The organism is Pilosibacter fragilis (assembly GCF_032490495.1).
In the GTDB taxonomy this organism is placed as follows: domain Bacteria; phylum Bacillota; class Clostridia; order Lachnospirales; family Lachnospiraceae; genus Pilosibacter; species Pilosibacter fragilis.
On sequence record NZ_JAVYJB010000017.1, the window covers coordinates 1 to 24,710 of the forward strand.

The 24,710-nt window shown below is 46.7% G+C and carries 32 protein-coding genes and 3 pseudogenes; 30 read left to right on the top strand and 5 right to left on the bottom strand.

The window, feature by feature from the left end:
* Nucleotides 1–210: hypothetical protein (locus tag ABCW45_RS13890; protein WP_343221041.1), on the bottom strand; the 210-nt coding region annotated here is incomplete at its 3' end.
* Nucleotides 211–502: 292 nt separating this feature from the next.
* Nucleotides 503–1,336 (bottom strand): replication initiator protein A, encoded by an 834-nt coding sequence (locus ABCW45_RS13895; RefSeq protein WP_343221042.1) that lies wholly within the window; start codon nucleotides 1,334–1,336, stop codon nucleotides 503–505.
* Nucleotides 1,337–2,505: 1,169 nt separating this feature from the next.
* Between ABCW45_RS13895 and ABCW45_RS13900 the strand changes: the two genes are divergently transcribed.
* The 12 genes and pseudogenes from ABCW45_RS13900 (at nucleotide 2,506) to ABCW45_RS13955 (ending at nucleotide 11,083) form a co-directional block, all read left to right on the top strand.
* Entirely contained in the window at nucleotides 2,506–3,327 is an 822-nt protein-coding gene (locus ABCW45_RS13900) for a ParA family protein (protein ID WP_002569249.1), read from the top strand.
* Nucleotides 3,284–4,213 carry a ParB/RepB/Spo0J family partition protein gene (locus ABCW45_RS13905; RefSeq protein WP_006059569.1) on the top strand — a complete coding sequence of 310 codons (930 nt, stop codon included), beginning with the start codon at nucleotides 3,284–3,286 and terminating at the stop codon, nucleotides 4,211–4,213. The genes ABCW45_RS13900 and ABCW45_RS13905 overlap by 44 nt, the downstream gene beginning before the upstream one ends.
* An 11-nt stretch (nucleotides 4,214–4,224) precedes the next feature.
* Nucleotides 4,225–4,497, top strand: a complete 273-nt coding sequence (locus ABCW45_RS13910; protein WP_002589068.1) for a DUF5720 family protein — start codon at nucleotides 4,225–4,227, stop codon at nucleotides 4,495–4,497.
* 28 nt (nucleotides 4,498–4,525) lie between these two features.
* Nucleotides 4,526–4,714 carry a hypothetical protein gene (locus tag ABCW45_RS13915; RefSeq protein WP_083830145.1) on the top strand — a complete coding sequence of 63 codons (189 nt, stop codon included), beginning with the start codon at nucleotides 4,526–4,528 and terminating at the stop codon, nucleotides 4,712–4,714.
* 67 nt (nucleotides 4,715–4,781) lie between these two features.
* On the top strand, nucleotides 4,782–5,660 hold the full coding sequence (locus tag ABCW45_RS13920) for a DUF6017 domain-containing protein (protein ID WP_006059572.1): 879 nt from the start codon (nucleotides 4,782–4,784) through the stop codon (nucleotides 5,658–5,660).
* A gap of 36 nt (nucleotides 5,661–5,696) precedes the next feature.
* Nucleotides 5,697–6,464, top strand: a complete 768-nt coding sequence (locus tag ABCW45_RS13925; protein WP_002589066.1) for a BRO family protein — start codon at nucleotides 5,697–5,699, stop codon at nucleotides 6,462–6,464.
* A gap of 23 nt (nucleotides 6,465–6,487) precedes the next feature.
* Complete coding sequence (locus ABCW45_RS13930) at nucleotides 6,488–6,799, top strand: DUF5720 family protein (RefSeq protein WP_008723307.1); 312 nt, start codon at nucleotides 6,488–6,490, stop codon at nucleotides 6,797–6,799.
* 100 nt (nucleotides 6,800–6,899) lie between these two features.
* Entirely contained in the window at nucleotides 6,900–7,400 is a 501-nt protein-coding gene (locus ABCW45_RS13935) for a PcfB family protein (protein ID WP_002570687.1), read from the top strand.
* Nucleotides 7,397–8,416, top strand: a pseudogene (locus ABCW45_RS13940) (type IV secretory system conjugative DNA transfer family protein); the annotation flags it as partial. The gene ABCW45_RS13935 and the pseudogene ABCW45_RS13940, both read left to right, overlap by 4 nt.
* A gap of 90 nt (nucleotides 8,417–8,506) precedes the next feature.
* Nucleotides 8,507–10,387 carry a recombinase family protein gene (locus tag ABCW45_RS13945; protein WP_195484142.1) on the top strand — a complete coding sequence of 627 codons (1,881 nt, stop codon included), beginning with the start codon at nucleotides 8,507–8,509 and terminating at the stop codon, nucleotides 10,385–10,387.
* Nucleotides 10,388–10,413: 26 nt separating this feature from the next.
* On the top strand, nucleotides 10,414–10,767 hold the full coding sequence (locus ABCW45_RS13950; protein WP_118004255.1) for a TnpV protein: 354 nt from the start codon (nucleotides 10,414–10,416) through the stop codon (nucleotides 10,765–10,767).
* Between the two features lie 16 nt (nucleotides 10,768–10,783).
* Nucleotides 10,784–11,083, top strand: a complete 300-nt coding sequence (locus ABCW45_RS13955; RefSeq protein WP_002596315.1) for a hypothetical protein — start codon at nucleotides 10,784–10,786, stop codon at nucleotides 11,081–11,083.
* Nucleotides 11,084–11,110: 27 nt separating this feature from the next.
* Here the strand turns inward: ABCW45_RS13955 and ABCW45_RS13960 are convergent, their stop codons facing one another.
* Complete coding sequence (locus tag ABCW45_RS13960) at nucleotides 11,111–11,479, bottom strand: helix-turn-helix transcriptional regulator (RefSeq protein ID WP_005933665.1); 369 nt, start codon at nucleotides 11,477–11,479, stop codon at nucleotides 11,111–11,113.
* Between the two features lie 262 nt (nucleotides 11,480–11,741).
* On the opposite strand from ABCW45_RS13960, the gene ABCW45_RS13965 reads away from it, so the two are divergent.
* From ABCW45_RS13965 to mobQ, 10 genes are all read left to right on the top strand, one after another.
* Complete coding sequence (locus ABCW45_RS13965; protein ID WP_227219014.1) at nucleotides 11,742–12,263, top strand: RNA polymerase sigma factor; 522 nt, start codon at nucleotides 11,742–11,744, stop codon at nucleotides 12,261–12,263.
* The gene (locus ABCW45_RS13970) at nucleotides 12,260–13,033 is read left to right on the top strand and encodes a hypothetical protein (protein ID WP_016300379.1); all 774 of its coding nucleotides are present in this window, start codon (nucleotides 12,260–12,262) and stop codon (nucleotides 13,031–13,033) included. The genes ABCW45_RS13965 and ABCW45_RS13970 overlap by 4 nt, the downstream gene beginning before the upstream one ends.
* Nucleotides 13,018–13,893 carry an ABC transporter ATP-binding protein gene (locus ABCW45_RS13975; protein ID WP_173740193.1) on the top strand — a complete coding sequence of 292 codons (876 nt, stop codon included), beginning with the start codon at nucleotides 13,018–13,020 and terminating at the stop codon, nucleotides 13,891–13,893. The genes ABCW45_RS13970 and ABCW45_RS13975 overlap by 16 nt, the downstream gene beginning before the upstream one ends.
* Complete coding sequence (locus tag ABCW45_RS13980; RefSeq protein WP_173812271.1) at nucleotides 13,886–14,992, top strand: hypothetical protein; 1,107 nt, start codon at nucleotides 13,886–13,888, stop codon at nucleotides 14,990–14,992. Before ABCW45_RS13975 ends, ABCW45_RS13980 begins: the two co-directional genes overlap by 8 nt.
* A gap of 5 nt (nucleotides 14,993–14,997) precedes the next feature.
* Nucleotides 14,998–15,171 carry a cysteine-rich KTR domain-containing protein gene (locus tag ABCW45_RS13985; protein WP_173812272.1) on the top strand — a complete coding sequence of 58 codons (174 nt, stop codon included), beginning with the start codon at nucleotides 14,998–15,000 and terminating at the stop codon, nucleotides 15,169–15,171.
* A gap of 527 nt (nucleotides 15,172–15,698) precedes the next feature.
* A complete protein-coding gene (locus ABCW45_RS13990) occupies nucleotides 15,699–16,112 on the top strand; it encodes an RNA polymerase sigma factor (protein WP_148462894.1) in 414 nt (137 codons plus the stop codon).
* Nucleotides 16,113–16,215: 103 nt separating this feature from the next.
* Nucleotides 16,216–16,668: a sigma-70 RNA polymerase sigma factor region 4 domain-containing protein gene (locus ABCW45_RS13995; protein WP_151165517.1), complete on the top strand. Its 453-nt coding sequence runs from the start codon at nucleotides 16,216–16,218 to the stop codon at nucleotides 16,666–16,668.
* Nucleotides 16,669–16,678: 10 nt separating this feature from the next.
* On the top strand, nucleotides 16,679–17,140 hold the full coding sequence (locus ABCW45_RS14000) for an RNA polymerase sigma factor (protein WP_008791597.1): 462 nt from the start codon (nucleotides 16,679–16,681) through the stop codon (nucleotides 17,138–17,140).
* Between the two features lie 28 nt (nucleotides 17,141–17,168).
* Nucleotides 17,169–17,459, top strand: coding sequence for a DUF3847 domain-containing protein (locus ABCW45_RS14005; protein ID WP_008791598.1), 291 nt, complete (start codon nucleotides 17,169–17,171; stop codon nucleotides 17,457–17,459).
* Between the two features lie 186 nt (nucleotides 17,460–17,645).
* On the top strand, nucleotides 17,646–19,091 hold the full coding sequence (gene mobQ / locus ABCW45_RS14010; RefSeq protein ID WP_151165516.1) for a MobQ family relaxase: 1,446 nt from the start codon (nucleotides 17,646–17,648) through the stop codon (nucleotides 19,089–19,091).
* 77 nt (nucleotides 19,092–19,168) lie between these two features.
* On the opposite strand, the gene ABCW45_RS14015 is transcribed toward mobQ, so the two are convergent.
* A complete protein-coding gene (locus ABCW45_RS14015; protein ID WP_151165515.1) occupies nucleotides 19,169–19,459 on the bottom strand; it encodes a type II toxin-antitoxin system YafQ family toxin in 291 nt (96 codons plus the stop codon).
* Complete coding sequence (locus ABCW45_RS14020) at nucleotides 19,456–19,734, bottom strand: type II toxin-antitoxin system RelB/DinJ family antitoxin (RefSeq protein ID WP_005924829.1); 279 nt, start codon at nucleotides 19,732–19,734, stop codon at nucleotides 19,456–19,458. The genes ABCW45_RS14015 and ABCW45_RS14020 overlap by 4 nt, the downstream gene beginning before the upstream one ends.
* 126 nt (nucleotides 19,735–19,860) lie before the next feature.
* Between ABCW45_RS14020 and ABCW45_RS14025 the strand changes: the two genes are divergently transcribed.
* The 8 genes and pseudogenes from ABCW45_RS14025 to ABCW45_RS14060 all read left to right on the top strand — a co-directional run bounded on the left by ABCW45_RS14025 (nucleotide 19,861) and on the right by ABCW45_RS14060 (nucleotide 24,433).
* Nucleotides 19,861–20,259: a cysteine-rich VLP domain-containing protein gene (locus ABCW45_RS14025; protein ID WP_151165514.1), complete on the top strand. Its 399-nt coding sequence runs from the start codon at nucleotides 19,861–19,863 to the stop codon at nucleotides 20,257–20,259.
* A 113-nt stretch (nucleotides 20,260–20,372) separates the two neighbouring features.
* On the top strand, nucleotides 20,373–21,107 hold the full coding sequence (locus ABCW45_RS14030; protein ID WP_014081139.1) for a phage replisome organizer N-terminal domain-containing protein: 735 nt from the start codon (nucleotides 20,373–20,375) through the stop codon (nucleotides 21,105–21,107).
* Nucleotides 21,104–21,967, top strand: a complete 864-nt coding sequence (locus ABCW45_RS14035) for an ATP-binding protein (protein ID WP_151165513.1) — start codon at nucleotides 21,104–21,106, stop codon at nucleotides 21,965–21,967. Before ABCW45_RS14030 ends, ABCW45_RS14035 begins: the two co-directional genes overlap by 4 nt.
* Nucleotides 21,968–22,031: 64 nt before the next feature.
* On the top strand, nucleotides 22,032–22,205 hold the full coding sequence (locus ABCW45_RS14040) for a transposon-encoded TnpW family protein (protein ID WP_425463782.1): 174 nt from the start codon (nucleotides 22,032–22,034) through the stop codon (nucleotides 22,203–22,205).
* A gap of 77 nt (nucleotides 22,206–22,282) precedes the next feature.
* Nucleotides 22,283–22,648 carry a hypothetical protein gene (locus tag ABCW45_RS14045; RefSeq protein ID WP_050004289.1) on the top strand — a complete coding sequence of 122 codons (366 nt, stop codon included), beginning with the start codon at nucleotides 22,283–22,285 and terminating at the stop codon, nucleotides 22,646–22,648.
* An 86-nt stretch (nucleotides 22,649–22,734) separates the two neighbouring features.
* Nucleotides 22,735–23,559: pseudogene (locus ABCW45_RS14050) on the top strand (VirD4-like conjugal transfer protein, CD1115 family); the annotation flags it as partial.
* Nucleotides 23,560–23,778: 219 nt separating this feature from the next.
* Nucleotides 23,779–23,907: pseudogene (locus tag ABCW45_RS14055) on the top strand (Maff2 family protein); the annotation flags it as partial.
* Between the two features lie 151 nt (nucleotides 23,908–24,058).
* Nucleotides 24,059–24,433 carry a hypothetical protein gene (locus ABCW45_RS14060; protein WP_071144610.1) on the top strand — a complete coding sequence of 125 codons (375 nt, stop codon included), beginning with the start codon at nucleotides 24,059–24,061 and terminating at the stop codon, nucleotides 24,431–24,433.
* Nucleotides 24,434–24,710 lie beyond the last annotated feature (277 nt).

A 24,710-nucleotide genomic window follows, 5' to 3' on the forward strand; every position in this document is an offset into this window, starting at 1 on the left:
CGTGGCTGAAATGTCTGCATCTGCCGCTTCAATATCCGCTGCTTTTAACGCCGCTTCCTGTGCCTCCTCCATAGGGATCATCTGTGTCTGCTCCTTCGTCTGCTCCTGGCTGCTTTGCTGCGGAATACTGGCTGCCGCATTATCTCTGCATCCGGTCAAGGTCATTGCAAGTGCAAATGCCACTCCGGTAAAAATCCATTTCTTTCTCATACTCTTTCTTATCCTTCCTATCAGATTGGAATGAGTAAAGTGTAGCCGATATCCTGCCAGATTACAAGTGAAATTTTTGTGTACAGGGTATACTTGTAAAAATCTAACAAATATAGTGACACTTGCAATACCGTAAATTGCGCCGCCCATGCCTCTTTTTACAGATTCCCTGATTGTCTCCATTTTGTATAACAAAAGGCAGCCCACTATGGACTACCCTGATAAAAATAAAAAGCAGCAAATCATTTGCTATGTGTAGTGATATTCTATAGAATCAGTACTGTGTATTCATTTATAGAAGCGGATTCCTATCAAAATATATACCAAGATTACTGTTTCTCTCCAGTGAATGTCTTTCTTCTTTAATGTACCTCCAGGACATAACATATCGAATGTGTTCGACATTCAGTTTCATAAACCGACTGCGGACAATTTCTGCTGGACGTTCCTCTGCACCAATGCGAATCAATGGTCGCTTCGTGCAAACTGTTTCAACGATCAACTCCAGAATGTTATCCAACATTTCGGAATCGTAAGGGTAATCCTTCTTCAACAAATCAATACTGAGCTGATCCGAGAAATAATCAAAGTATTCTTGATACCGGTCATTCTCGTCCATCATTCCACCATTTCCGGAAGGAAAGATAGAATCAGTATCACTAAATTCAGTATTTTTAATATCAGTATTATTACATTGTGATTTCGGAAGTTCTTGAGTTGTGATTTCCATTGTTCCAGAATTGTGATTTTCACAATTCAAGAGTTGTGAATCCACAGCAGAGATAAAGTTCTTCACATAGATCAGGTTGGGCTTTCCCAAACCCTGGCGCTTACGTTCAATCAATCCTGCTTTCTCCTCAAGTTCACTGAGCAGCTTGATAGCCTTTTGTTCAGCACAGTTCAGAGCCATCTTCGCTTCGTCGATTGTAAAAATGATATACACTCGACCGTTTTGATCGATCCAACCATTCTTGGCAGACAGGCTCATGCGGTCAAGCAAAATGCCATACAGCATCTTGGCATCGGCAGAAATATTCCAAAACCTCTCGTTCGTGAACAACACCTTCGGAACTCGATAGAATGTGAATAGCTCGGATTGCTGACCGTAAAAATAATCAAAACTCACACGGCTTCACCACTTTCTTTCTGCGGAAAACTTTCTGTTGTCAGTAGAACGCTGCAGAAAGTCGTATCCGTCTTTTCGTGAGGACATCGGGCAAAATAGCAGAAGCGGTATTCCTGTTCATACGCATCCATACCAACGAAGCCCCACTTCACGCATAACCTTCTTCGTACACCAGCCAATGCACGGGTGATCTCGCCCATAGGGACAGTCATCACATTCCGACTTGGATTTCGGTGGCAAAGAGATTAAGTAGTAGCAATTATTTCTACCCAGACGGCAACCCTTTCTGCCATTCGTCCAGTAGTAGCAGTAATGGCAATCGCTCGGCTTGTCTGCGGCATAAACAGGCTTGCTCAAATAAAACACCTCCAATCTCTTGTATTTGCCCATGGTTTTGGGCATAAAAAAAGAGCGCCTATCCATCCCCAATGCGGGGCAAATAGACGCTCTATGTAGATAACGATATTCAATTTTATCTGCTATAACTGCATGTTACTCAAAACATCCGCCTTTTTTGATTAGCTGGATTTTTGGCACGATTTTGGGGCTGATTAGCAGGAAGGGCATTTTCATTAGCAAGAACAGCCTGTTTTCTGCTAAAAATTAGCTGGCGATTTTGTCTTATAACAACCGTTCGATTCTGGAGGGCTTGTCAAAAATCAAATTTTGGAGTAGAATTCTATCCCATACAGTGAAAGAGCTTTTTCGTGCCTTTTCATATAAGAAAAGCCGAAAACCCTTGAAAACAAAGGCTTTCGGCGTTGTTCACTGGCGTCCATAAGAGGATTTGAACCTCCGACCCCACGCTTAGGAGATGGACCCAGTGCATATATTCCCTATCAACAGGGATAAAGAAAATGCAGTTATATCAAGGCTTTTCTCCATGTTCTCTATAAACCTTGTACAAGCAAAATCAAGCAAAAACAAAGGATTTTAGCCCCCTATTGTTTGCACTCTGTTTGCAAAGGCGCGAAATTTGGCGTTAGCCAAAAGTTCAATTCCCGTCGAGACTTAATTATATTCATGGTATCGTGGACATAGTTTACCATACATAGAGGTTCATTACAAGAGGTATTGAGCCAGTGAAAGTGCCTGTTTTATCTTTCTCAGGAAAGGTAAAGCAGGCACTTTTTTTCATATCTAAACTTAGAAAGAAATGAGGTGAAATCATGAATACACAGATTATTGCCATAGCCAACCAAAAAGGTGGTGTCGGCAAAACAACCACTTGTGCCAATCTTGGAATTGGTCTGGCGCAGTCCGGGAAGAAAGTCCTTCTGATTGACGGAGACCCACAGGGAAGCCTGACCATCAGCTTGGGCAATCCCCAGCCTGATAAGCTGCCCTTTACACTGTCAGACGCTATGGGCCGTATTTTGATGGATGAACCAATTCGTCCCGGCGAGGGTATCCTGCACCACCCTGAGGGCGTAGACCTGATGCCTGCGGACATCCAGCTATCTGGTATGGAGGTATCTCTGGTAAACGCTATGAGCCGAGAAACCATTCTGCGACAATATCTGGACACGCTGAAGGGGCAATACTCCCATATCCTTATTGATTGCCAGCCCTCCCTGGGTATGCTTACGGTCAATGCACTGGCTGCCGCTAATAGGGTTATAATCCCCGTCCAGGCAGAGTATCTTCCAGCTAAAGGTTTGGAGCAGCTTTTGCAAACTATCAATAAGGTTCGCAGACAAATCAATCCCAAGCTGCAAATTGATGGGATTCTGCTGACGATGGTAGACAGCCGAACCAATTTTGCCAAAGAAATCTCCGCTCTTCTGCGCGAAACCTATGGCAGTAAGATCAAGGTGTTTACATCAGAAATTCCTCATTCTGTCAGGGCTAAAGAAATCAGTGCTGAAGGAAAAAGCATTTATGCCCATGATCCTAATGGCAAAGTGGCTGAGGGCTACAAAAATCTGACGAAGGAGGTATTGAAACTTGAAAAGCAGCGCGAAAAAAATAGAGCTGGCCTCAGTAGATGACCTGTTTTCTACAGAAGAAAGTCGGCAAGACGAGCAACTGGAAAAAATTCAGGAAATTCCCCTATCTGAACTGCATCCGTTCAAGGATCACCCCTTCAAGGTCAAGGATGATGATGCAATGATAGAAACCGCAGACAGCATCAAAAAGTATGGTGTGTTGGTTCCTGCGATTGCCAGACCACTGCCTGATGGCGGTTATGAGCTGGTAGCCGGTCACAGACGCCGCAGAGCCAGCGAATTGGCCGGAAAAGAAACCATGCCTGTCATTGTGCGCGACTTGGATGACGATGCTGCCACAATTATTATGGTTGACAGCAATTTGCAGCGAGAAAATCTGCTCCCCAGTGAAAGGGCTTTTGCCTACAAAATGAAGCTGGAAGCCATTAAACATCAAGGAGCAAGAACAGACCTGACTTCTGTTCAAGTTGAACAGAAGTTGAGCGCCAGAGACCAGGTGGCAAAAGAAGCCGGTGAACGAAGCGGTATCCAGGTAATGCGATATGTTCGTTTGACTGAACTGATTCCAGAGCTTTTGGATATGGTGGATGAAAAGAAAATCGCATTTAACCCAGCCTATGAACTCTCTTTTTTGAAACCGGACGAACAGCAAATGCTGGTGGAAACAATGGACTATGAGCAGGCTACCCCTTCTCTCTCTCAGGCTCAGCGAATGAAAAAGTTCAGCCAGGAAGGGAAATTGTCAGAAGATGTGATGCTTGCCATCATGTCAGAGGAAAAAAAGGGTGATCTGGATAAAGTGACCTTGAGCAGCGATACCTTGCGAAAGTATTTCCCCAAAAGCTATACACCGGCCAAAATGCAGGAAACCATTATTAAACTGCTGGAACAATGGCAGAAAAAACGCCAACGAGATCAGGAACGATGAAGGGAGAGCCTATGAAAGATATTGCAGCAAGGGAGCTGAAAGGCCACAACATTCTTGCAGTGGAGCGATTTTGGGACAGCACTTGCTGGATGATTGAGTTTACTGTCTTGCGCCCTACTGCTTATGGAGAACCTGGTGACGAAATGAGGCTTTTTCTCACAGAGGACGGGTATCAGTCAGCTCTGCAAAGCCAGCAGCGTCGAGAAATCAAAATTAAGAGATATGCTCATGTTATTGAGGGGCATATCCTCGACTTCAAGCCTAAAAAACACCGTCGTTCATAACCGATACAACAAAAGGAAAGGAATGAATATGTGTACTGTAAGAGAAATCCGAGAAGCTATTCAAGAAGATTGCCGCTCACAGCGTGATATGGAATCCACCGAGATTGACCGTGTTTTTCAAACCTTACCATTTTCTCAGGAAAGGGATCTGTTTGATAAACCACCAATGCCAAAACGCCTCTACCGACGCAAGAAAAAAGATACAGACAGACCCTAACCGCTGCCACAATTCTTTTATGAATTGCGGCTTTTTTCATACCTGAGAAATGAAAGGAGTGAAGTAAATGGCTGTTTTTCGTGTAGAACGCACTGGCGATTACACGGTTATGAGCAATTTTCATCTAAAAGACAAACGACTTTCTTTGAAGGCAAAGGGTCTCTTGTCGCAGATGTTATCTCTGCCTGATGACTGGGATTATACGCTGTCAGGACTCAGCTATATCAATCGAGAAAGCAAAGATGCAATCCGCTCTGCTGTCAATGAGCTTGAAACAGCCGGATACATTCGACGCAGACAGACAACTGATGCTTCTGGTAAATTCGCAGCCAATGAGTATACCATTTTTGAGCGTCCCATCGAGGGAGAACCGATGTTGGATAAGCCGTTGTCGGAAAACCCGATAACGGTAAACCCGTCAGCGGTAAATCCGTTACCGGAAAATCCAACACAATTAAATACTAAGAAATCAAATACCCAAAAACAAAATACTCATGGATCAAATACCGATTCCATTCCCTTCCGGGAAACAGCGGCGGTAATACCGCCGGAACGGAAAGGAAGGGATGCGATGTCTGTCACAGAGATAGAAAATTATCGGGAATTGATTTTGGAGAATATCGAGTATGATTGTCTGAAGCAGCGTTATCCTCTCTACCTGGATGACCTGAATGAGATCGTAGAGCTGTTGGTAGAAACGGTCTGTGCCAAACGAAAGACCACCCGGATCTCTGGTGCGGACTTTCCTCATGAAATTGTACGCTCCCGCTTTTTGAAGCTGGACAGCTCTCACATCGAGTTTGTCATGGACTGTCTGCAAAAGAACACCACCCAGGTACACAACATCAAGCAGTACCTGCTTGCAGTGCTGTTCAACGCTCCTACCACCATGAATAACCACTACACTTCACTGGTAAATCACGATATGCACGCAGGCGGCTGGTAATCAGCCGCTTTTGTATTACACCAAAGGAGGCACAGCATGAATCAGATTGAAATTTTCAATAGTCCAGAGTTCGGAAGCATTCGCACTTTGGAACAGAATGGCAAAGTATTATTTTGCGGTACAGATGTGGCAACAGCGCTGGGATATACCAATCCACGCAAAGCTGTCCGCGACCATACCAGGGGTGGAACGAAATGTTCCATAGGGGTCCAGACTGGGAAAAAGGCAGATGGAAGCCCCGCGGTACAAATGGTCGAAATGCTCTTTATCCCCGAAGGTGATCTATATCGTCTGATCGCCCATAGTAAACTGCCGTCAGCGGAACGGTTTGAACAATGGGTGTTTGATGAAGTTCTACCTGCCATTCGCAAGCACGGAGCCTATCTCACAAAAGAGAAGTTGTGGGAGATAGCCACTTCTCCGGAAGCTCTGATAAAGCTCTGCTCCGAGCTGCTTGCTGAGCGGGAAGAAAATGCGTCGCTACGAGAGGAAAATGCCCTGCTGGAGAGTAAGGCAGCCTTTTATGATTTGTTCATCGACCTCAATCACAGTACCAACCTCCGCACCACCGCCAAAGAGTTGCTTGTCCCGGAGCGTCGGTTTGTCCGTTTCCTTCTGGAAAAGCGTTTTGTGTACCGCACCGCATCCGGTAATGTACTGCCCTATGCAAAGCCAGCCAATGAAGGACTGTTTTGTGTCAAAGACTACTGCAATCACGGGCATATCGGCTCCTATACGCTGATAACCCCGCAAGGCAAACTCTACTTTGCTCAGCTGAGAGACATGATTTTGATGGTTGTATGAGAGTGGGAAAGGAAGTGAGTTTTATGCCAGAAGGCAAAACAATCGGTCAGCTGATGGAAGAAATGCGCCAGAAAGCTGGAGCGCAGAACTATCACGGCCATGACTACATGGATCTCCAGCGATTTGCTGAGAACACCCGGCACATGATTATTTTTGATGTGCTGACGCATGACTCCCCGGTGGGCTGGAAAGGTGAACGAACCCGCCTGTTTTTGTCAGATAAGGGCTATGAAAAAGCTCTGGACAGTCAGGCAAAGGGACAGATCAAGATTCTCAGTCATGCAAAGGTCAGAAATGGAGATTTGCTCTATGACCGTTCTGAGCAAATTCGTTGAGGGCGGTTCGATGAAGAAATACCTTCTCCGGCGGCTGGTGGTCCCACCTTAGAAGAAAATACACCACACCTGCAAACTTCGTGGAAAGGAGGCGATGAAAATGCAGGAAGAAGTGGAAAACAGGACTTTAACGCTGGTTGTCAGCGGAACAAAGTTCACCGGGCGTCTGCTTAAAGCCGCCATCAGCAAGTACATGGCCCACTGCAAGGAAAAGAAGCTGCAAAAGCAGAGAAGCCGTGATGCCCCTGTGACACCCCACGGCAAACAGACCGTCAAGCAGCTTATTGGTCAGAATCAGGGAATCTCCAATATCGAGATCACAGACCCCTCCATCAAGGAATTTGAGAAGATCGCCCGGAAATATGGTGTGGACTATGCGGTGAAGAAAGACCGCAGCAGCTCCCCGCCCAAGTACCTGATCTTTTTCAAAGGCCGTGACGCCGATGCGCTGACCGCTGCATTTACCGAGTACACCAGCAAAAAGGTCAAGAAGGCCGAGAAAACGGAACGCCCGTCTGTGCTGGCAAAACTCAGTCAGTTCAAAGAGATGGTCAAAAATGCCGTGGTGGACCGCACCAAGCGAAAGGAGCTGGAACGATGAAAAAGCAGTTTGACATCAAAAAGCTCGTTTTGCTGAACCTGCCCTATCTCCTGATGGGGCTGTTTGCTACTAACTTCGGGGAGGCATGGCGACTGGCTCAGGGGGCAAATGCTTCAGAGAAATTCCTTTCCCTGTTTGCTGTCCTGCCTGGGGCGCTGCAAAGTTTCTGGCCCAGCCTGCACCCGTTGGATCTGCTGGTAGGGCTGTGCTGCGGTGCTGGCCTGCGTCTGGCGGTGTACCTCAAAAGTAAAAACGCCAAGAAGTACCGTCACGGTATGGAGTATGGCTCTGCCCGTTGGGGAACCCGTGAGGATATTGCACCCTACATCGACCCGGTGTTCCAGAACAATGTGATTCTGACGAAAACGGAGAGCCTGACAATGAACAGCCGCCCCAAGGACCCAAAGACCGCCAGAAACAAAAATGTGCTGGTGATTGGCGGCTCCGGTTCCGGTAAGACCCGCTTCTGGCTCAAACCGAATCTGATGCAGATGCACAGTTCTTATGTGGTCACAGACCCGAAGGGAACCATTTTGGTGGAGTGCGGAAAAATGCTCCAAAGGGGCGCACCCAAATTGGGGAAGGACGGAAAGCCCATGAAGGATAAACACGGCAAGGTCATTTATGAGCCGTACCGAATCAAGGTCCTAAATACCATTAACTTCAAGAAGTCCATGCACTATAACCCTTTCGCCTATATCCATAGCGAAAAGGACATTTTGAAGCTGGTAACAACGCTGATCGCCAATACCAAAGGCGAAGGCAAGGCCGGAGACGATTTCTGGGTAAAAGCAGAAACCTTGTTGTACTGCGCGCTTATTGGCTATATCCATTATGAGGCTCCGGTGGAGGAACAAAACTTCTCCACCCTCATTGAGTTCATCAACGCCATGGAAGTCCGTGAGGATGACGAGGAGTTCAAAAACCCCGTAGACCTGATGTTTGATGCACTGGAAGCCGAGAAGCCAAACCACTTTGCGGTGCGCCAGTATAAGAAATATAAGCTGGCCGCCGGTGATATATGCTCTAAGTGACTTCTTAATCATGATTTTGTCATGGTTAGTGAAGCAATCACTTAGAGCATTTTTGTTTCAGGAGGTACAGCCATGAGAAATGAAAAAATTACCCCACTGTACGAGCGCCTGAGCCGGGACGATGAGTTACAGGGCGAGAGCAATTCCATATCCAACCAAAAGCAGATGTTAGAGGATTTTGCCCGCCGGAATGGGCTGCCCAACCCTACGCACTTTACCGATGATGGTATCTCAGGCACCCGTTTTGACCGCCCAGGATTTTTGGCGATGATGGAGGAAGTGGAGGCAGGGCGTGTAGAGGCAATCGTCATCAAGGACATGAGCCGGTTAGGGCGTGACTATCTGAAAGTCGGCCAGGTCATGGAGATTTTGCGGCAGCGCGGCGTCCGGTTAATTGCCATCAATGACGGTGTGGACAGTCTGAAAGGCGACGATGATTTTACGCCCTTCCGCAATATCATGAATGAGTTTTACGCCCGCGACACCAGCCGGAAAATCCGCTCTGTGTTTAAGTCAAAAGGCATGAGTGGCAAGCACCTGACCGGCACGGTGATTTACGGCTACTTGTGGGATGAAAAGCGGGAGCATTGGTTGGTAGATGAGGAAGCTTCCGAAGTGGTACGCCGTATCTTCTCCCTCACGCTGGAGGGATATGGGCCTTATCAGATCGCCTGCAAATTATCCATAGACCGGATTGAAATTCCTGTCGTACACCTTGCCCGCTTCAACGAGGGTGTGAACCGTTCAAAGCCGGTCAAAGACCCCTATGGATGGGGATCATCTACCATCGTGAACATTTTGAAAAAACGAGAGTATTTAGGGCATACCATCAATTTCAAGACCCGCAAGCACTTTAAGGACAAGAAAAGCCACTATGTTTCTGAGGACGAATGGACGATCTTTGAGAATACCCATGAAGCCATTATCGACCAGCAGACCTTTGATTTGGCGCAGAAAATCCGCAGCAATGTACGGCGTTATCCAAACGGCTGGGGCGAAGCGGCTCCCCTCACAGGCTTGCTCTATTGTGCCGATTGCGGCGGCAAGATGTATGTCCACCGCACCAACAATGGCAGGCGGATTTCTCAATATACCTGTTCCAATTATACCAAAGTTCCGTGTGGGACACTATGCCCTACACAACACCGTATCAATGAGAGTGCTGTCCTGACATTGGTTTCCGACACGCTCCGGGCTATCGCTGAATATTCGAGAAATGACCGGACGGAATTTATTCACACTGTTCAGGAGACGCAGGTTGCTCAACAGAGTGCCGATATAGCGAAAAAGCGCAGGCGTCTGGCTGCTGCCCAAAAGAGAGCCGGAGAACTGGAAAAACTGATTTGCAAAATCTATGAGGACAATGCCCTCGGCAAGCTGCCGGATGCACGATATAGGGCGCTTGATGCACAGTATGCCAAAGAGCAGGACGCACTTGAGATTGAAATTGCGGAGCTGGAAAAGGCTGTTACCGGCTATGAGCAGAGCCAGAAATCCGCAGAGAAATTTATAGCCCTAATTGATAAGTACGAGAATTTTGACACTCTGACAAACACCATGCTCAACGAGTTTGTAGAGAAAATCCTTGTCCACGAACGCGCCCGAAAAGGCAGTCAGGACACCACGCAGGAAATTGAAATCTACTTCAATTTTTTAGGACGCTATATCCCACCATCCTTACAGCCGGTTCCTTTAACCCCGGAGGAACAGGAAGAACTGCGGAAAAAAGAAGAACGCAAGGACAGGCTTCATCAGAATTATTTGAAGCGGAAAGCCAGCGGCGCACAGAAACGGTATGAGGACAAAATCAAGGCGAAGAAAAAAGCGGAAATGGACGCTAAGAAAGCCATGATCCGGGCTGAGGATATGAAAAAAGGTGTTTTTTCTACTATCGGGCAGCTACCAAAAGAAGAACCGCGCAAAGGCAGCATAGCAGCCAGCGCAGCAGTCTAATCATCACGGAGCAAAGGAGCATGAATATGAGTAAGTTGACTTACATTCGTTGTGGAGATTATGATATACCCAACCTAAAACTTTCTGAACAGCCGGAAACTTCTATCGGCAAGTACGGCAGAATGCGAAAATCCTACCTAAAGGAACATCGCCCCATTCTCTACAACCAACTGCTGATGAGCGAGAAGCTGTATCCGCACCTGATAGAGATTGACCGGACAGCGCAGGAGCGTGTGGACACCATGTTGCCTCACATGATGGAGACTGCGGGTGTCACGGAAGAACTGAAAGCCTGTGATCCTATGCGTTGGGTGGGGCTGATGAACACATTAACGGCACAGATTGAGGAAATTTTAATCAGGGAACTGATTTGCAGCTGAATGGGAGGTGCGGGAAATGCTGACCTTTGAAAAGGTTTTGAAAGTGTTTCAGGCATATCTGGAGGATGACCCTCTGTATGAGGTGGTTCAGACCAGTCATGGTTATACATTGATGGCATGGGAACCCCACCGGAATGACTGGTACAGCGCTGAAATACAGAAAACCCCGGAGGATTTACGGAACGCTTTGTTGGGTACATACGCCAACTTTCTGGAAGATAAGATTACTGGAAATGACCGTGACCTGACTGTGACAGAAACCGGAGAAATCCAGCAGAGGTGTCGGGAACTTTTGGAAAAGTGCCGGGAACCTTGATATAGAAATGCCAGAAGGAGGCCGCGATTATGCGTCCTCCTTCTGCTTCGCAGTCTGTTCCATTTTGAGCGCCCCGTCTATGGCACCTTCGATAATCGGCAGGTATTCTTCAGGGCAGAGTTTCAGCTTGTGGCTGACCCGCTGCCGCTGTTCGCTTTCTTCTCGCATAATCTCCGGGTTAAAATACCGTTCCACGGGAAGTCCGCAGACCTTAATCAACTGGATCATCACAGGCAGGCTCGGAATCGCACCTTGATTCTCAATGTTGGCAAGATACCGCCATTCAATCCCAACCATTTCTGCCAATGTTTTTCGTGCCAGACGCTTTGCCTCTCGTGCAGCTTTGACATCTGCGCCGAAGGTTTCAAAACCGGGACAATCTTCAACTTTCGCCATATAACATCACCCAGTTACATTGTATAATTCATACTTTGCCCGTGGAATGTTGCTATATGCAGGTTGGTTGAAGTTTATAATTCATATATTACATCTTATATTTTTCAAGAACAGGAATTACAATAGAAGGGAAATGAAAAAAGTAAAAGAAAAATTTCTAAAGTTAAATCCTTTTGGGTTACTCAGTTGTATATTAAGTGTAAGGCGTTTTACACATGGAAGGCGGTGACACGGTATCGAAGATTTCATACTAATTAAAAAAATCCAGTCGGGTGACACAGATGCATTTGAGATAATTGTCCGAAAATATTATCAGTCAATTTATCTATTTTGTTGTCGGCGATTGAACGGCAATCCAGATACCGCCGCAGATATTACACAAGATGTTTTCTTGAAATTGTTGGAGAATATTCAATCAGTACGAAAGATCGGGAAATTTCAAAACTACCTGCTAACGATTGCTGTTAATACCTGTAACAATTATACTAAGAAAGCAAAACCCCTGTATATGGATTTAGAAACTCTTGAAGATATAGAAGATACTGATAATGCCTTTGAAAAAATTGAGCTTAACGAACTTAAAGCGCAAATTCAATATGCAATCAACACATTACCGGACTATCAAAAAGAGGTCATCATTTTACGATTTTATTATGATTTGAAAATCCGAGAGATTGCAACCATTACAAAAGCTAGTGTTTCTACTGTAAAATCTAGGCTCCAACAGGGGATTAAAAAACTGGAACGATATTTGGCTGATTTTAGAGGAGGCGATAATGTATGACCCAAAAACAAAATGGTGTATTAGAATGGTTGCAGAGTTGTGAAACGCCTGCTCCATCTGAACCTAAAATTAAAGCAGTAATCGTAGCTGGAAAAAGTTACATGAATAGTTCTGAATTCAATAAAAATTCAATGCGAGATATTATATTGAACCAACTTCAATTTCTGCCGCTTTCTTTCTGGATTGTTCAAATAATACTCACTATATGTGCAGTATTATTAGCATGTATCCTGGGCCAATGGAGGGTTCCATTTTATTATCCATTGACAATCCTTGCAGTTATGGTTCCATTCCTTGCGTTATTAGGTGCAATAGAAATATCTAAAAGCAACATCTATGGTATGTGGGAAATTGAACAGTCTAGTAGAACAACGCTGGTAAAAATTGTAGCAGGTCGTATGCTGATTATTGGAGTAATCAACCTTTTCCTAATAACAGTCATTTTAATTTCAATGGCATATATTTACCAGAAATCAATGATTGAAATGGTGTTGTATGGTTTGATTCCATTTAATATTTCTTGCACTTGTTATCTTTTTATATGTGCGAAAAGCAGGACAAACGATAGCTTGTATCATTTAATCGCTTGTATGATTTTTCTTTCTGGAACATTTTCTCTTGTACTCCATCAGCGATTTATATTTGAAGCGTCTATGTTCTGGGGATGGATTGGATTTTATGTGTTATCTATTATCCTATTAGGGAAAACACTTCAACTGTACTTGAAAAAAGAAAAAATGATTGGAGAATTGATATGGAACTTACAATAAATGATCTTTCAAAAGAATATGGAAGAAAAAAAGCTGTAAATCATTTCAGCGTAAAATTAACAAATGGTGTTTATGGTCTACTCGGGGCAAATGGTGCGGGCAAGACAACTTTGATGCGAATGATTTGCGATGTCCAAACTGAAACGAAAGGAGCCATTTTTTTTAACGGGAAAAACATTCATGATTTGGGCGAGAAATATCGTAATATCTTAGGCTACCTGCCACAAAATTTTGGCTATTATCCTAACTTTACAGCGTATAAATTTTTGATGTATATCTCTGCAATAAAGGGGCTGCCACCTAAAAAAGCCCATAATCGCACAATGGAGCTGTTGCAGGTTGTTGATCTGCTCACACAGAAAAACGAAAAAATCAAAACTTTTTCCGGCGGTATGAAACAACGCTTGGGAATTGCTCAAGCATTACTAAACGATCCCCGTATTTTGATTTTGGATGAACCTACAGCTGGACTTGACCCGAAAGAGCGGGTGCGGTTTAGGAATCTGATTAGTTCTTTGGCAGAAAATAGAATTGTAATTTTGTCCACTCACATTGTTTCTGATGTTGAATATATCGCAAATGAGATTCTGATTATGAAAAATGGCGAGTTAATTCAACATGGTTCTCCAGAAAAACTTTTGAAGCCGATTGAAAAATGTGTTTGGGAATGTGATGTATCTCGAAAAGAGGCCGAAGAATTAGAATTGAACTATGTAACAGCAAATCTGAAACATAATAATGGTGCAGAACGGCTGAGGATTATTTCTCAAGAAGCACCATGCAGAACCGCTTGGAATGTTGATCCAACATTGGAAGATTTGTATTTATACTATTTTGCGGAGGTATCCGAGCATGAATGAAATGATAAAAGCAGAACGAAATAAAATATGTTCGAGAAAGCAAACACGAATGTTGTTTTTAGCTGGTGTGGTTCTTATCGTTGCCTATTTTTTCTTTTTTCAATTTAATTATCAAAATGTTTTCTATGATTATGACCTTGAAAAAATGGCATTAGCAAGCGGTTTTACAGCCATTGAACAACGGAAGGAAGTAGCAGAAATATTTGAAGGAAAACTCTCTCAAAATACATTACTTACTATGCAAGAAAAAATCGACCAAGCAAAACAAGCAACTGTTGGACAAGATGAAAATTCTGCTTTTTCTGCTGTTCATGTTTATCGTGACCAAGCGGCGATTCTGGAATATTTGACAAATTCTGATGGTAGTTTTAAGTCACTCGAAACAGCATATCCAAATAGTCCAACTGTGACTTTAGGATATTGCGATGGCTGGGATAAGCTATTATCTGGAATGGGGAGCATCTTGTCCATAATGATATGTTTAATTGTTGTAATCACTCTATCTCCTGTTTTCTCAGAAGAGTATGCACTTCATACAGATAGCATTATTTATTCGGCTCGGTATGGCCGAACCAAACTCACAACTTCAAAAATTATAGCGGCCTTGGAAGTTGTAATTGGCACATACCTCTTGTATTTACTGCTAAATTTAGTTCTGTATGGCTGTACCTATGGGTTACAGGGGTGGAATGTAAGCATTCAATCTTCATTACATTATGCTTCTTCAATATATAATTTGACCTTTTTGCAAATGTTCTTTATCTCTGTAATATTGAATATTTTTGGGATTGCAGCCTTGACAACTATTACATTGTTTTTAAGTGCTCAAATGAGTTCTCCTGTTACAGCGCTTATTACTTCTTGCGTCATCTGCTTCTTGCCAGTTGTGTTTGATTTTAATGATAGCCTTCCTGTTTTACAAAAAATGCAGGAAATTTGCCCGATTTTTATGCTTCATACAAACGGTATATTTTCTGATATGAAAACATATTTCGGTATGAGCCAGCCGGTCTTTATGATCATCCTTAATGTTGGATTGATATTCGTATTTTATAGACTAACAAAAAATATATCAAAGAAACATCAAGTTACGGGGTAATTTTGATGAAAGAGACAAGTTGGGTTAGTTGTCCTATATGCCATAATAAAACCCGAATAAAAATACGAATTGACACGGAATTAAGGAATTTCCCCTTGTTCTGTCCAAAATGTAAACAGGAAACGCTCATTCATGTAACGCAACTGAATATATCCGTTATTAGAGAGCCAGACGCATAGACGCAGAGCCGATAACACGCAGGCTAACATGACTGCTGTTATCGGCTTTTCATATTCTTTTAAACCTGCCCCGCCTAATGGGGAAAGAAAAAAACCGTAGCTGGGCAGGTTGATTTTGTGCGCTTACTCTAGATACCCTGGCGGCGGTTTTGAGAAATCAGAGCCGCCGTTTCTTTTCGTCTACGCTAAACCAACGACGACCTAACACCGTGTAAATCCACGGCGGCACATAGGAGGATTGCCGCCGTGTCTATTTTTGCCTTTTTTCACAGTCCCCATGACCTGCACCAGCTAAAAAAAGCCTGTTCCCAGCAGCGGAGCAATGCGGTCAGAAGTATGCACTATACCATGTAACTAAACAGCAAAATATACTCTATTACGCTCGTATGGCTTTATGCCGTCCGGGCGCTTTTTTGTCTCTATGGAGCCGGAACATCGGGTCAGCATGGCCCGAACTTTATCCCCGGTGCCGTTCTCCGCCGCCCCATTCAGATTTTCCCGAAAAAATCTGAATGGAGGAAAGGCAGATGGAAGTTACCATCAATTATAACGGACAAGCTGTGGCCGTGGAGGTCACGCTGGAAGTCTATGAATTTCTTGACCGGGCCGATCACAAAACGGAGAACCTGTTCCATGAACAGCGGCGGCATTGGGATGGCCGGGAGTTTGACGAGTACATCATTACCACCGAGGGTGTAGGAGCCTACGGCGAAACGCCGGAAGAATACCTTTGCCGCAAGGAAACACTGCATGAGCTGATGGCTGTTCTGGACACCTGTACCGAGGCCCAGCGCCGCCGGTTCCTGCTCTATGCGCTTGACGGGCTGAGCCTTGCAGAGATCGGTGTGCTGTGCGGCTGCTCCAAAGTGGCTGTGTATCAAAGTGTGGAGGCGGTCAGAAAAAAATTTATAAATTTCTTTGGGAACAGGCTTAACAAATGACCTGTTTTCTGGCTACCAAGTGAAAGGGATCATTTCCCTTATCTCAGCGAGGGGCGGACAGCGGACGAGCTGCCCGCCTCTCCAATTTTCAGGAGGTAAGCCTATGAAAACAATCAATCTGCGGTGGATGTATCCCCACTACCGGCATGACGAGTTTGTGGATGTTACGGACGAGGTATGGGCAGCGATGTATCAGGCCCAGCGGGAGATGGAGAACTATGAGCGTCGGAAAGTCTACCACCGCGCCTACTACTCTCTGGACGCATACAGCTGGCTGGAAAATTACGCACTGGAACACAGCAGATCGTCGGAAGATATTTTGCTGGAACGAGAAGAAATGACCACCCGCCTGCACCTGATTGTAGCTCTGCCTGCGGCTCTGGCTCATGCCACTCCGACACAGGCCCGCCGTGTTCACGCCTACTACATTGCCGGTATCAAGCAGCCGGAAATCGCCCGGAGAGAGGGTATCCATAGCAGTAAGGTCAGCGTTGCCATCCACCGGGGGCTGCGGAATATGCGCCGCTGCTATGATGACCTTTTTCAAACAGAGTGAGGGCGTGCCTATGCAGACCATAAATCTCAAACAATATTATCCATTTTGCAAAGAGGACATTTTTGTGGAGGTGTCCGATGAGATCGTCGAAGCGTTTCTTCTGGACAAGAGAGCCGAGGCCGCCAGAGATCGCAAGATGTTCCGGTATAAGGCGTTTTATTCCCTCGATTGTAACGATGGAATCGAAAATGCCGCCATCGGCTGGGCGCAGCCATCGCCGGAGGATCATCTGATAGAAAAAGAAGAATTAGCCGAATACGAAGAACTGATACGGCGATTGTACGAAGCCATTTCCTCCCTGCCGCCTATGCAGGCTCGCCGTGTCCACGCCCGCTATATGCTGGGTATGAAAGTGAAAGATATTGCCGCAATGGAGGGTATCACACCATCACAGGCGGGAAAATCCATCCATGCCGCACTGCGGAGGCTGCGCCGGTACTTTGCGCGTCAGAAATGGACGGTCAATCTATGAGCGTTTTCAAAGAAAAGAGGTGCATGACATGAACGAAAAAAATACAGCCCAAACCCAAAAAGAAGAACGGGAGGAAGTCCTGAAGGAGATCCGACAGCTTGAAAACCGCAAGAAGATTTTGGAGAACAAGCAACGGAACGAAGAACGCAGGGTTCGCACCCGCCGCCTGATTGAGCGCGGAGCCATTTTGGAGGGTATTTTTCCGCTGGCCTCCAACCTTTCCGGCGCAGAGGTCAAAACATTTCTGATTGCCCTGTCCCATCTTCCGGGGGCTGCGGAATTGACTGCAAACCTGCCAAAATCCGGGGACACGCCATAAGTCCCTTGTTTACAAGGGCGCACTTATACACCGTTGCCGGTGCTGTGCGCCCTGCCGGGGGCGTTGCGTACTTCGTCCACGATGGGAAGCTACGCTCCCCAAACCCCTTGTGCGCTCTGCGCAGCCAAACACCCGCTTTGCGTTTGTCCGGCTCCACAGAGCTTGTTATCCCCTCACTGAAAGGAGGTGTTCCCCATAGATTTCTGTCATATCCCCGTCAGTATCATCAAGCGCAGCGCAGGCCGTTCTGCCGTTGCCGCAGCTGCTTACCGCAGCGGAACCAAGCTGACAAATGAATGGGACGGAATGACCCACGACTACACCCGGAAAGGCGGCATTGTCCATGCGGAGATTATGCTGCCCGCCCACGCCCCGCCGGAATTTGCAGACCGTTCTATCCTCTGGAACAGCGTGGAGCAAATCGAGAAGGCAAGGGACAGCCAGCTTGCCCGCGAGATCGAAGCAGCCCTGCCCCGTGAACTGTCCGGCGAACAACAGCTTGCCCTTGTGCGTGCCTATGTGAAGGACAACTTTGTAGACAAAGGAATGTGTGCCGACTTTGCTATCCATGACAAGGGAACCGGAAATCCTCATGTCCATATCATGCTGACGCTCCGGCCTTTGAAAGAAAATGGACAGTGGGGCGCAAAGTGCCGCAAGGCATACGACCTGGACGAGAGTGGACAGCGTATCCCGGATGGGAAAGGCGGCTGGAAAAATCATCGGGAGGATACGATCGACTGGAACGATAAAGGAAATGTGGAGATTTGGCGGGCAGCGTGGGCGGCCTACACCAATCGGGCGTTGGAATCTGCCGGCAGACCGGGGCGCATTGACCATCGCAGCTACAAGCGGCAGGGCATTGATAAAATTCCCTCTGTCCATCTGGGGCCAGCCGCCAGCCAAATGGAAAAGCGCGGCATCCGCACCGACAAGGGCGAAGTAAACCGGCAGATCGCCGCCGACAACAAGCTGCTGAAAGAAATCAAAGCCCGCATTACCCGTCTTTATCTCTGGTCGAAAGACGAAGCGGAAAAACCACAAACGCAGCAAAGCAGCTTGACCGCCTTGTGGGAAGCCCAGCAGCAGTTGAACGCTCCCCGCACCCGCACCGGCAAAATCCGGGCTTTGCAGGAAAGCGCTGCACTATTCAGCTTTTTGCAGGCAAACGGCATCCAGTCTATGCAGCAGCTTCATGAAAAAATCGCTGATATGAACAGATGTTACTATGACCTGCGGGGAAAGATCGTCAAGGCTGAGCGCCGGATCGCCGTTCTTACCGAACGCGGGGAGATGTGGGAACAGTACAACCAGTACAAGTCCATCCACAAGCAGCTTGCCAAAGTAAAGCCGGAAAAACGGGAACAGTTTGAACAGCGCCACAGCCGGGAACTGATTCTGTATGACGCAGCGGCCCGGTATCTGAAAGAACTGAAAGACAGAGGCGAGGGGATAACCCCGAAGGCATGGCAGCGGGAGATCCACCAGCTGGCCGCTGGAAAGCAGACGGACACGCTTGCCATGAAATCCATGCGGGAGGATTTGAAAGCAGTGGAACGGCTCCGCAAAACCGCCGAGCAGCTGTCCAGACAGGAACGGGACAATTCTCACGACCGGGAGCCGGAGCGGTAAGGGCTACCGCGTTTCACGACATACTTTTGCACACAGAAAAACCGCCGTACAGGTTTCCCCATACGGCGGCAGACTGTTTATTTGCCGAACAAGTCGCTGTGTGTGCCGGTGCGGGCCAGCGTCAGCACCAGAACATCATCTTCTATGCGGTAGACAAGCAGCCAGTCCGGGAGAATATGACATTCCCGATGGCCTGCCCAATCGCCGGACAGGTCATGGTCACGGTTCTTATCCGGCAGCGGTTCGCCCATTGCCAGCAATGCTACGACCTGCTCCAGCAGTTCGATCTTCAAGCCACGCTTGATGGCTCGTTTGTAGTCCTTTTTGAAACTGGTCGTGTACTTGACGGTATATTTGGTTTTTTTCATCTTTTCAGGTCAGCAAACAACTCGTCAAGGTCATTATAGCCCTTTACAGACGGGTCTTTTGCAATCCTTTCCGCTTCCAGCATGGCAGCAACCGTTTCTTTGTTCGGCTGTTCCAGCCTTACTTCAAAGGGAATGCCGCCTTCACGAAGCGACTGGCGCACAAAGATGTTAAACGCCGTAGTCAGGTTCATGCCAAGTTCAGTAAACAGTGCGTCCGCCTGCGCTTTCAAATCTGCGTCCATGCGGATACTGATGTTTGTGGTATTTCCAGCCATACGATCAACCCCTTTCTGCTGGCAATTATAGTATATGCCATTTGCACGAAGAAAACAATACTTTGCACGAATATTTAATAATAAATTCATTTAAGGAGGTTACCGACTTTATGAAAGAAATCATTTATGAAGAACAATAAGTCTGAACCTATCCCCGTCATGGATTACCGCCAGTACCGCAGAGTGCGGAGGCTGGTGCATGAGTGCTGTAACTACATCGACGGAAACTGTATCGCCCTGGACGATGGGGAGGAATGTGTCTGTGTCCAGTCTATTTCCTACTCCCTGTTGTGCAGGTGGTTTCGGGCGGCGGTATTGCCGCAGGATAAGGAACTGGAAACGGCGCTGTTCCACCGGCTGAATGCTAAGAAATGCTCCGTATGTAAGGCACTGTTTACCCCCGGTTCCAACCGAGCCAAATACTGCCCGGAATGTGCCGCACGCATGAAGCGGATCAACGCCGCAAAGCGCAAGCGGAAACAACGGGAGAAATGTCACGCTTTAGGGGCTGAAAAACCCTTGTAAATCAAGGCTTTTTTCGAGGGTGTCAAAGGCAGGCTGATAGATTTATCCTCCGACCCCTAAAACGGTCTTAAAATGCGTACAGAATCCCAAGAGAAACCCCAAGGAGGAACCCTATGTCAGACAACCGAAAATATTATTACCTGAAACTCAAAGAAAACTATTTTGACGATGATTCCATCGTGCTGCTGGAAAGTATGCAGGATGGTGTGCTATATTCCAACATTCTGCTCAAGCTGTATCTGAAATCGCTGAAACATGGTGGACGGCTTCAACTTGACGAGGACATTCCTTACACGGCGCAGATGATCGCCACCATTACCCGCCAGCAGATCGGCACTGTGGAGAGAGCCTTGCAGATCTTTTTGAAGCTGGGTCTTGTGGAAGTGCTGGACAGCGGCACCTTCTACATGAGCAATATTGAACTGCTGATCGGCCAGTCCTCCACCGAGGCCGAGCGAAAGCGTGCGGCGAGGCTCCAAAACAAGGCTCTTTCCGCGCCCCGGACAAACGGCGGACATTTGTCCGACATTCGTCCACCAGAGATAGAGATAGAGTTAGAGAAAGAGATAGAGATAAAGAGAGAGATAGAGAAGGGACGCTCCGCCCGCGCCTATGGCCGTTACCAGAATGTTTTCCTGACGGACGAGGAACTGGCAGACTTACAGGCCAGTTTTCCCACTGTATGGGGCCAGTACATCGAAAAGCTGTCCGAATACATGGCCTCTACCGGTAAGCGGTATCAGAGTCATGCCGCCACCATCCGGCGCTGGGCCGGTGAGGACGCAAAAAAGGCGGCCCCGCCCACCCGCAACCGGGATTACAGCGTAAAGGAGGATGAAACTGTATGATTGAGATTACCGCAGAAATCCGGGCGCTGATCGACAAGGCAGCTGCCGGTGTGGAACTGGCCGGGGACGAGTACATAGACCCGGCAGACGGCCTCATTCACTGTAAGAAGTGCGGCGGCCACAGGCAGACCGTTGTGCCATGCTTTGGAAAACCAGGCTACTTCATGCCCCGCTGTATCTGCCAGTGCCAGCGGGAGGCCGAGGAACAGCGCAAGACTGCTGAAGAACGGCAGCGCCGCATGGAGCGTATCAAACGCCGAAAGGCACAGGGCTTGCAAGACCGTTATCTGTATGACTACACATTTTCCAATGATAACGGGCAAAACCCATTGATGGACAAGGCTCACGCCTATGTGGAGAACTGGAAAGAGGCATATAAGAGCAATATCGGGCTTTTGCTATTTGGAGATGTGGGAACCGGCAAGTCTTTTTTCGCCGGATGTATTGCCAATGCTTTGCTTGACCGGGATGTGCCGGTGCTGATGACGAACTTTCCCACCATCCTGAACCGTCTGACGGGAATGTTCTCTGAGGACAGGTCGGAGTTTATTGCCAGCTTTGACGAGTATGACCTGCTTATCATTGACGATCTGGGAGTAGAGCGCAGTACCGAATATGCTATGGAGCAGATGTTTTTCGTCATTGACAGCCGCTACCGCAGCCGCAGACCCATGATTATCACAACAAACTTGAAACTGTCCGAGCTGAAAAATCCGCCTGATCTGGTCCACGCCCGTATCTATGACCGTATTCTGGAACGGTGTGCGCCGATTCTCTTTGACGGGAAGAATTTCCGGGAAGAAAATGCCGGTGCTACCCGACAGGCAGCAAAAGACATTGTAAACAGTAAGCAAGACTGATTTTTTACCGGGCGGCACAGACCCGTTCGGAGAAAGGAGCGCCATGAACAAAGAACCCCATACTATGCAGGTGGCAGACGCCGTTACTGCGTCCAGAGCGCCGGAAAACACGCCAGCGATGGTAAAGAAAATCGGCAAGACAACCTACAAGGTTCATGTCCATTTCAGCCAGACCAGCACAGAAACCATGAGCGATAAAATCAAGCGTATGCTCAAAAATGAAATTCAGCAGATGTGACAGACTGATAAACGAAGCCGCCTTGTGCTAAACTGATAATGGTACGCACCAAAATTTTTGTCAAGGAGGACACGAAAATGCTTTACACAGAAAAAGAGAAGCATGAAATTGAACGAGTAAAGGAGGTCTTTGCGGAACATCTGCGGCAAAGCCCTGATTTTGAACTGCTCTGGTCGGACAAGGTAGGCTATGTCTGGCTGGCGATTGGCGTCAATCCGCTTTATGTGGATACTGGCATTAGGATAGAATCAGCTGCTGATCTCTGCGGCAGGTGTTTGGATGATGTTGCTACGGATGTTTTATATATGACAGGCAACGATCATGCACTGGAGAAAGCCGATCCGCTGGAATTGGCGGAAATCAAGCGGCGCTGGGAGCCATATATCAACCAGCTGCCAGACTATGCGTATCTCTGCAAAGACCTGCTGAACGGAAAAATGTAATCTATCAAACGAGGTGTCAGGAGCCATACAATGCTTCTGGCACCTTTTTTGTAGATTTTTTGTGAATTTGATTAAAAAGTCCTTGACAATTTGTCTCTGGAAAAACAGCCAAGTCGATTTTGATTTCCTGCGGCGCTCGCCTTGCCGTGTTCGACATTGCAGAGTTGCGTGAGGTCACGGCTTATGATGAGCTGGAGCTGGATACTCTGGGAGACAGGAAAACTGCCCTGTTCCTCATCATGAGTGATACTGATGACAGTTTTAATTTCCTTATATCTATGTGTTATACCCAGCTTTTCAACCTGCTCTGTGAAAAAGCCGACGATGTGTATGGCGGCAGGCTCCCGGTCCATGTGCGCTGTCTCATTGACGAGTGCGCCAACATCGGCCAGATCCCCAAGCTGGAAAAGCTGGTTGCCACCATCCGAAGCCGTGAGATTTCCGCCTGTCTGGTGTTGCAGGCACAGAGTCAGCTTAAGGCAATCTATAAGGATAACGCAGATACCATCATCGGCAACATGGATACTTCCATCTTCCTGGGCGGTAAGGAGCCAACCACCCTCAAGGAGCTGGCTGCCGTGCTGGGAAAGGAAACCATCGACACCTACAACACCGGAGAGAGCCGTGGGCGTGAAACTTCCCACTCTCTCAACTATCAAAAGTTGGGGAAAGAGCTGATGAGCCAGGATGAGCTTGCTGTTATGGATGGCGGCAAGTGTATCTTGCAGCTGCGCGGTGTGCGCCCTTTCCTTTCGGATAAGTACGACATCACCAAGCACCCCAATTTCAAGTACACTGCCGACGCGGATGACAAGAACGCTTTTGACATTGAAGCATTCTTGTCCGCAAGGCTGAAACTCAAGCCCAATGAGGTCTGCGATGTATATGAAGTAGACACAAAGGGCGCTTAATTTCGTTCCGCTTTAGAAGGGAGTGATCTTATCTATTCGTCGCACCTGCCCTCTACGGGGCATTGGCGTACAAAGCGGACAATCGCAAGAAAAAATAATGAAAAAGGAGGACAGCCGGAATCATGCCCCCGGAAACCGGGCGGCAGATTGTTCCGGCTTTTGTATGCCTATGAAACATGACAAACCTATTTTTTAATCAGATTCCGGCTAACAAACTATATGGCATTTTTTGAACAGGCAATCACCGTTCTTCAGACCCTCGTTATCGCGCTCGGTGCCGGTCTCGGTATCTGGGGCGTCATTAACCTTTTGGAAGGTTACGGCAACGACAACCCCGGTGCAAATGCTCATGTGCCATAAAGTAACACACCGATAAATGCAGACAGCCAACCTCTATTCCGTATAAAATGGCGTATGTGGCATTTCAAATATGTGGTTTAGAAGTAGAAGAAAACTGAAAACCGTATTCCACGATTTGAAAGGATAGAGGTAAATGAGCATGGAAAAAACAGTATATATCACAGAGAAAGAACGGGAAATGTGCTACAAAGTAATTGGTGCGTTTGCGGAACTGTACGAAATGGAAGATGAAGATATTTTAGTGGTTGATGTTGGTAGGTACGGTTTTGTTAAATTGCAGTGCTATACACCGTCATATGGCTTTGAAGAACTTGACACCTATACAGACAGCCATAGTTTATTTGAAGGGCTTTGGGAGGAATGGCTTAGTCTAAATGTGTTTTTACTTGCTAGGGAAATGCAGTTAGACGATATTCTTTATGAGGATTTATTCAATAATCTGCCAAAGGAAAAACAGTCGGAACTTACCGGGAGAAAAGGCTATTTTGCAAAAAAAGCGGGTATCATTCTGTAAAATGAATTTTGCAGAAAGAAAACGCTCTATGTAGAGGGTAAAAAGATTAGAATGGCTCTGTATATGATAATATGCAGGGCTTTTCTTAATAACCAATATGCTCATTTTGATAAAGACCAAAAGACAAGCATTATGGAAATGTGCATAACTGGCTATGGAATCATGGATAACTCTATTCACAGCACATGGAAAAGCTAAAGTGCAGCTTTCCCACGTCCTGCAAACAGAGTTACCCACAATTCCATGATACAGCCAGTTATACACATTACGCACAATG

Excerpts from the sequence above, each read along its gene's own strand:
- ABCW45_RS13900 (WP_002569249.1), top strand. The coding sequence starts at position 2,506 with ATGAATACACAGATTATTGCCATAGCCAACCAAAAAGGTGGTGTCGGC.
- ABCW45_RS13910 (WP_002589068.1), top strand. The coding sequence starts at position 4,225 with ATGAAAGATATTGCAGCAAGGGAGCTGAAAGGCCACAACATTCTTGCA.
- ABCW45_RS13915 (WP_083830145.1), top strand. The coding sequence starts at position 4,526 with ATGTGTACTGTAAGAGAAATCCGAGAAGCTATTCAAGAAGATTGCCGC.
- ABCW45_RS13920 (WP_006059572.1), top strand. The coding sequence starts at position 4,782 with ATGGCTGTTTTTCGTGTAGAACGCACTGGCGATTACACGGTTATGAGC.
- ABCW45_RS13925 (WP_002589066.1), top strand. The coding sequence starts at position 5,697 with ATGAATCAGATTGAAATTTTCAATAGTCCAGAGTTCGGAAGCATTCGC.
- ABCW45_RS13930 (WP_008723307.1), top strand. The coding sequence starts at position 6,488 with ATGCCAGAAGGCAAAACAATCGGTCAGCTGATGGAAGAAATGCGCCAG.
- ABCW45_RS13935 (WP_002570687.1), top strand. The coding sequence starts at position 6,900 with ATGCAGGAAGAAGTGGAAAACAGGACTTTAACGCTGGTTGTCAGCGGA.
- ABCW45_RS13945 (WP_195484142.1), top strand. The coding sequence starts at position 8,507 with ATGAGAAATGAAAAAATTACCCCACTGTACGAGCGCCTGAGCCGGGAC.
- ABCW45_RS13950 (WP_118004255.1), top strand. The coding sequence starts at position 10,414 with ATGAGTAAGTTGACTTACATTCGTTGTGGAGATTATGATATACCCAAC.
- ABCW45_RS13955 (WP_002596315.1), top strand. The coding sequence starts at position 10,784 with ATGCTGACCTTTGAAAAGGTTTTGAAAGTGTTTCAGGCATATCTGGAG.
- ABCW45_RS13960 (WP_005933665.1), bottom strand. The coding sequence starts at position 11,479 with ATGGCGAAAGTTGAAGATTGTCCCGGTTTTGAAACCTTCGGCGCAGAT.
- ABCW45_RS13970 (WP_016300379.1), top strand. The coding sequence starts at position 12,260 with ATGACCCAAAAACAAAATGGTGTATTAGAATGGTTGCAGAGTTGTGAA.
- ABCW45_RS13975 (WP_173740193.1), top strand. The coding sequence starts at position 13,018 with ATGGAACTTACAATAAATGATCTTTCAAAAGAATATGGAAGAAAAAAA.
- ABCW45_RS13980 (WP_173812271.1), top strand. The coding sequence starts at position 13,886 with ATGAATGAAATGATAAAAGCAGAACGAAATAAAATATGTTCGAGAAAG.
- ABCW45_RS13985 (WP_173812272.1), top strand. The coding sequence starts at position 14,998 with ATGAAAGAGACAAGTTGGGTTAGTTGTCCTATATGCCATAATAAAACC.
- ABCW45_RS13990 (WP_148462894.1), top strand. The coding sequence starts at position 15,699 with ATGGAAGTTACCATCAATTATAACGGACAAGCTGTGGCCGTGGAGGTC.
- ABCW45_RS13995 (WP_151165517.1), top strand. The coding sequence starts at position 16,216 with ATGAAAACAATCAATCTGCGGTGGATGTATCCCCACTACCGGCATGAC.
- ABCW45_RS14000 (WP_008791597.1), top strand. The coding sequence starts at position 16,679 with ATGCAGACCATAAATCTCAAACAATATTATCCATTTTGCAAAGAGGAC.
- ABCW45_RS14005 (WP_008791598.1), top strand. The coding sequence starts at position 17,169 with ATGAACGAAAAAAATACAGCCCAAACCCAAAAAGAAGAACGGGAGGAA.
- ABCW45_RS14015 (WP_151165515.1), bottom strand. The coding sequence starts at position 19,459 with ATGAAAAAAACCAAATATACCGTCAAGTACACGACCAGTTTCAAAAAG.
- ABCW45_RS14020 (WP_005924829.1), bottom strand. The coding sequence starts at position 19,734 with ATGGCTGGAAATACCACAAACATCAGTATCCGCATGGACGCAGATTTG.
- ABCW45_RS14025 (WP_151165514.1), top strand. The coding sequence starts at position 19,861 with ATGAAGAACAATAAGTCTGAACCTATCCCCGTCATGGATTACCGCCAG.
- ABCW45_RS14030 (WP_014081139.1), top strand. The coding sequence starts at position 20,373 with ATGTCAGACAACCGAAAATATTATTACCTGAAACTCAAAGAAAACTAT.
- ABCW45_RS14035 (WP_151165513.1), top strand. The coding sequence starts at position 21,104 with ATGATTGAGATTACCGCAGAAATCCGGGCGCTGATCGACAAGGCAGCT.
- ABCW45_RS14040 (WP_425463782.1), top strand. The coding sequence starts at position 22,032 with ATGCAGGTGGCAGACGCCGTTACTGCGTCCAGAGCGCCGGAAAACACG.
- ABCW45_RS14045 (WP_050004289.1), top strand. The coding sequence starts at position 22,283 with ATGCTTTACACAGAAAAAGAGAAGCATGAAATTGAACGAGTAAAGGAG.
- ABCW45_RS14060 (WP_071144610.1), top strand. The coding sequence starts at position 24,059 with ATGGAAAAAACAGTATATATCACAGAGAAAGAACGGGAAATGTGCTAC.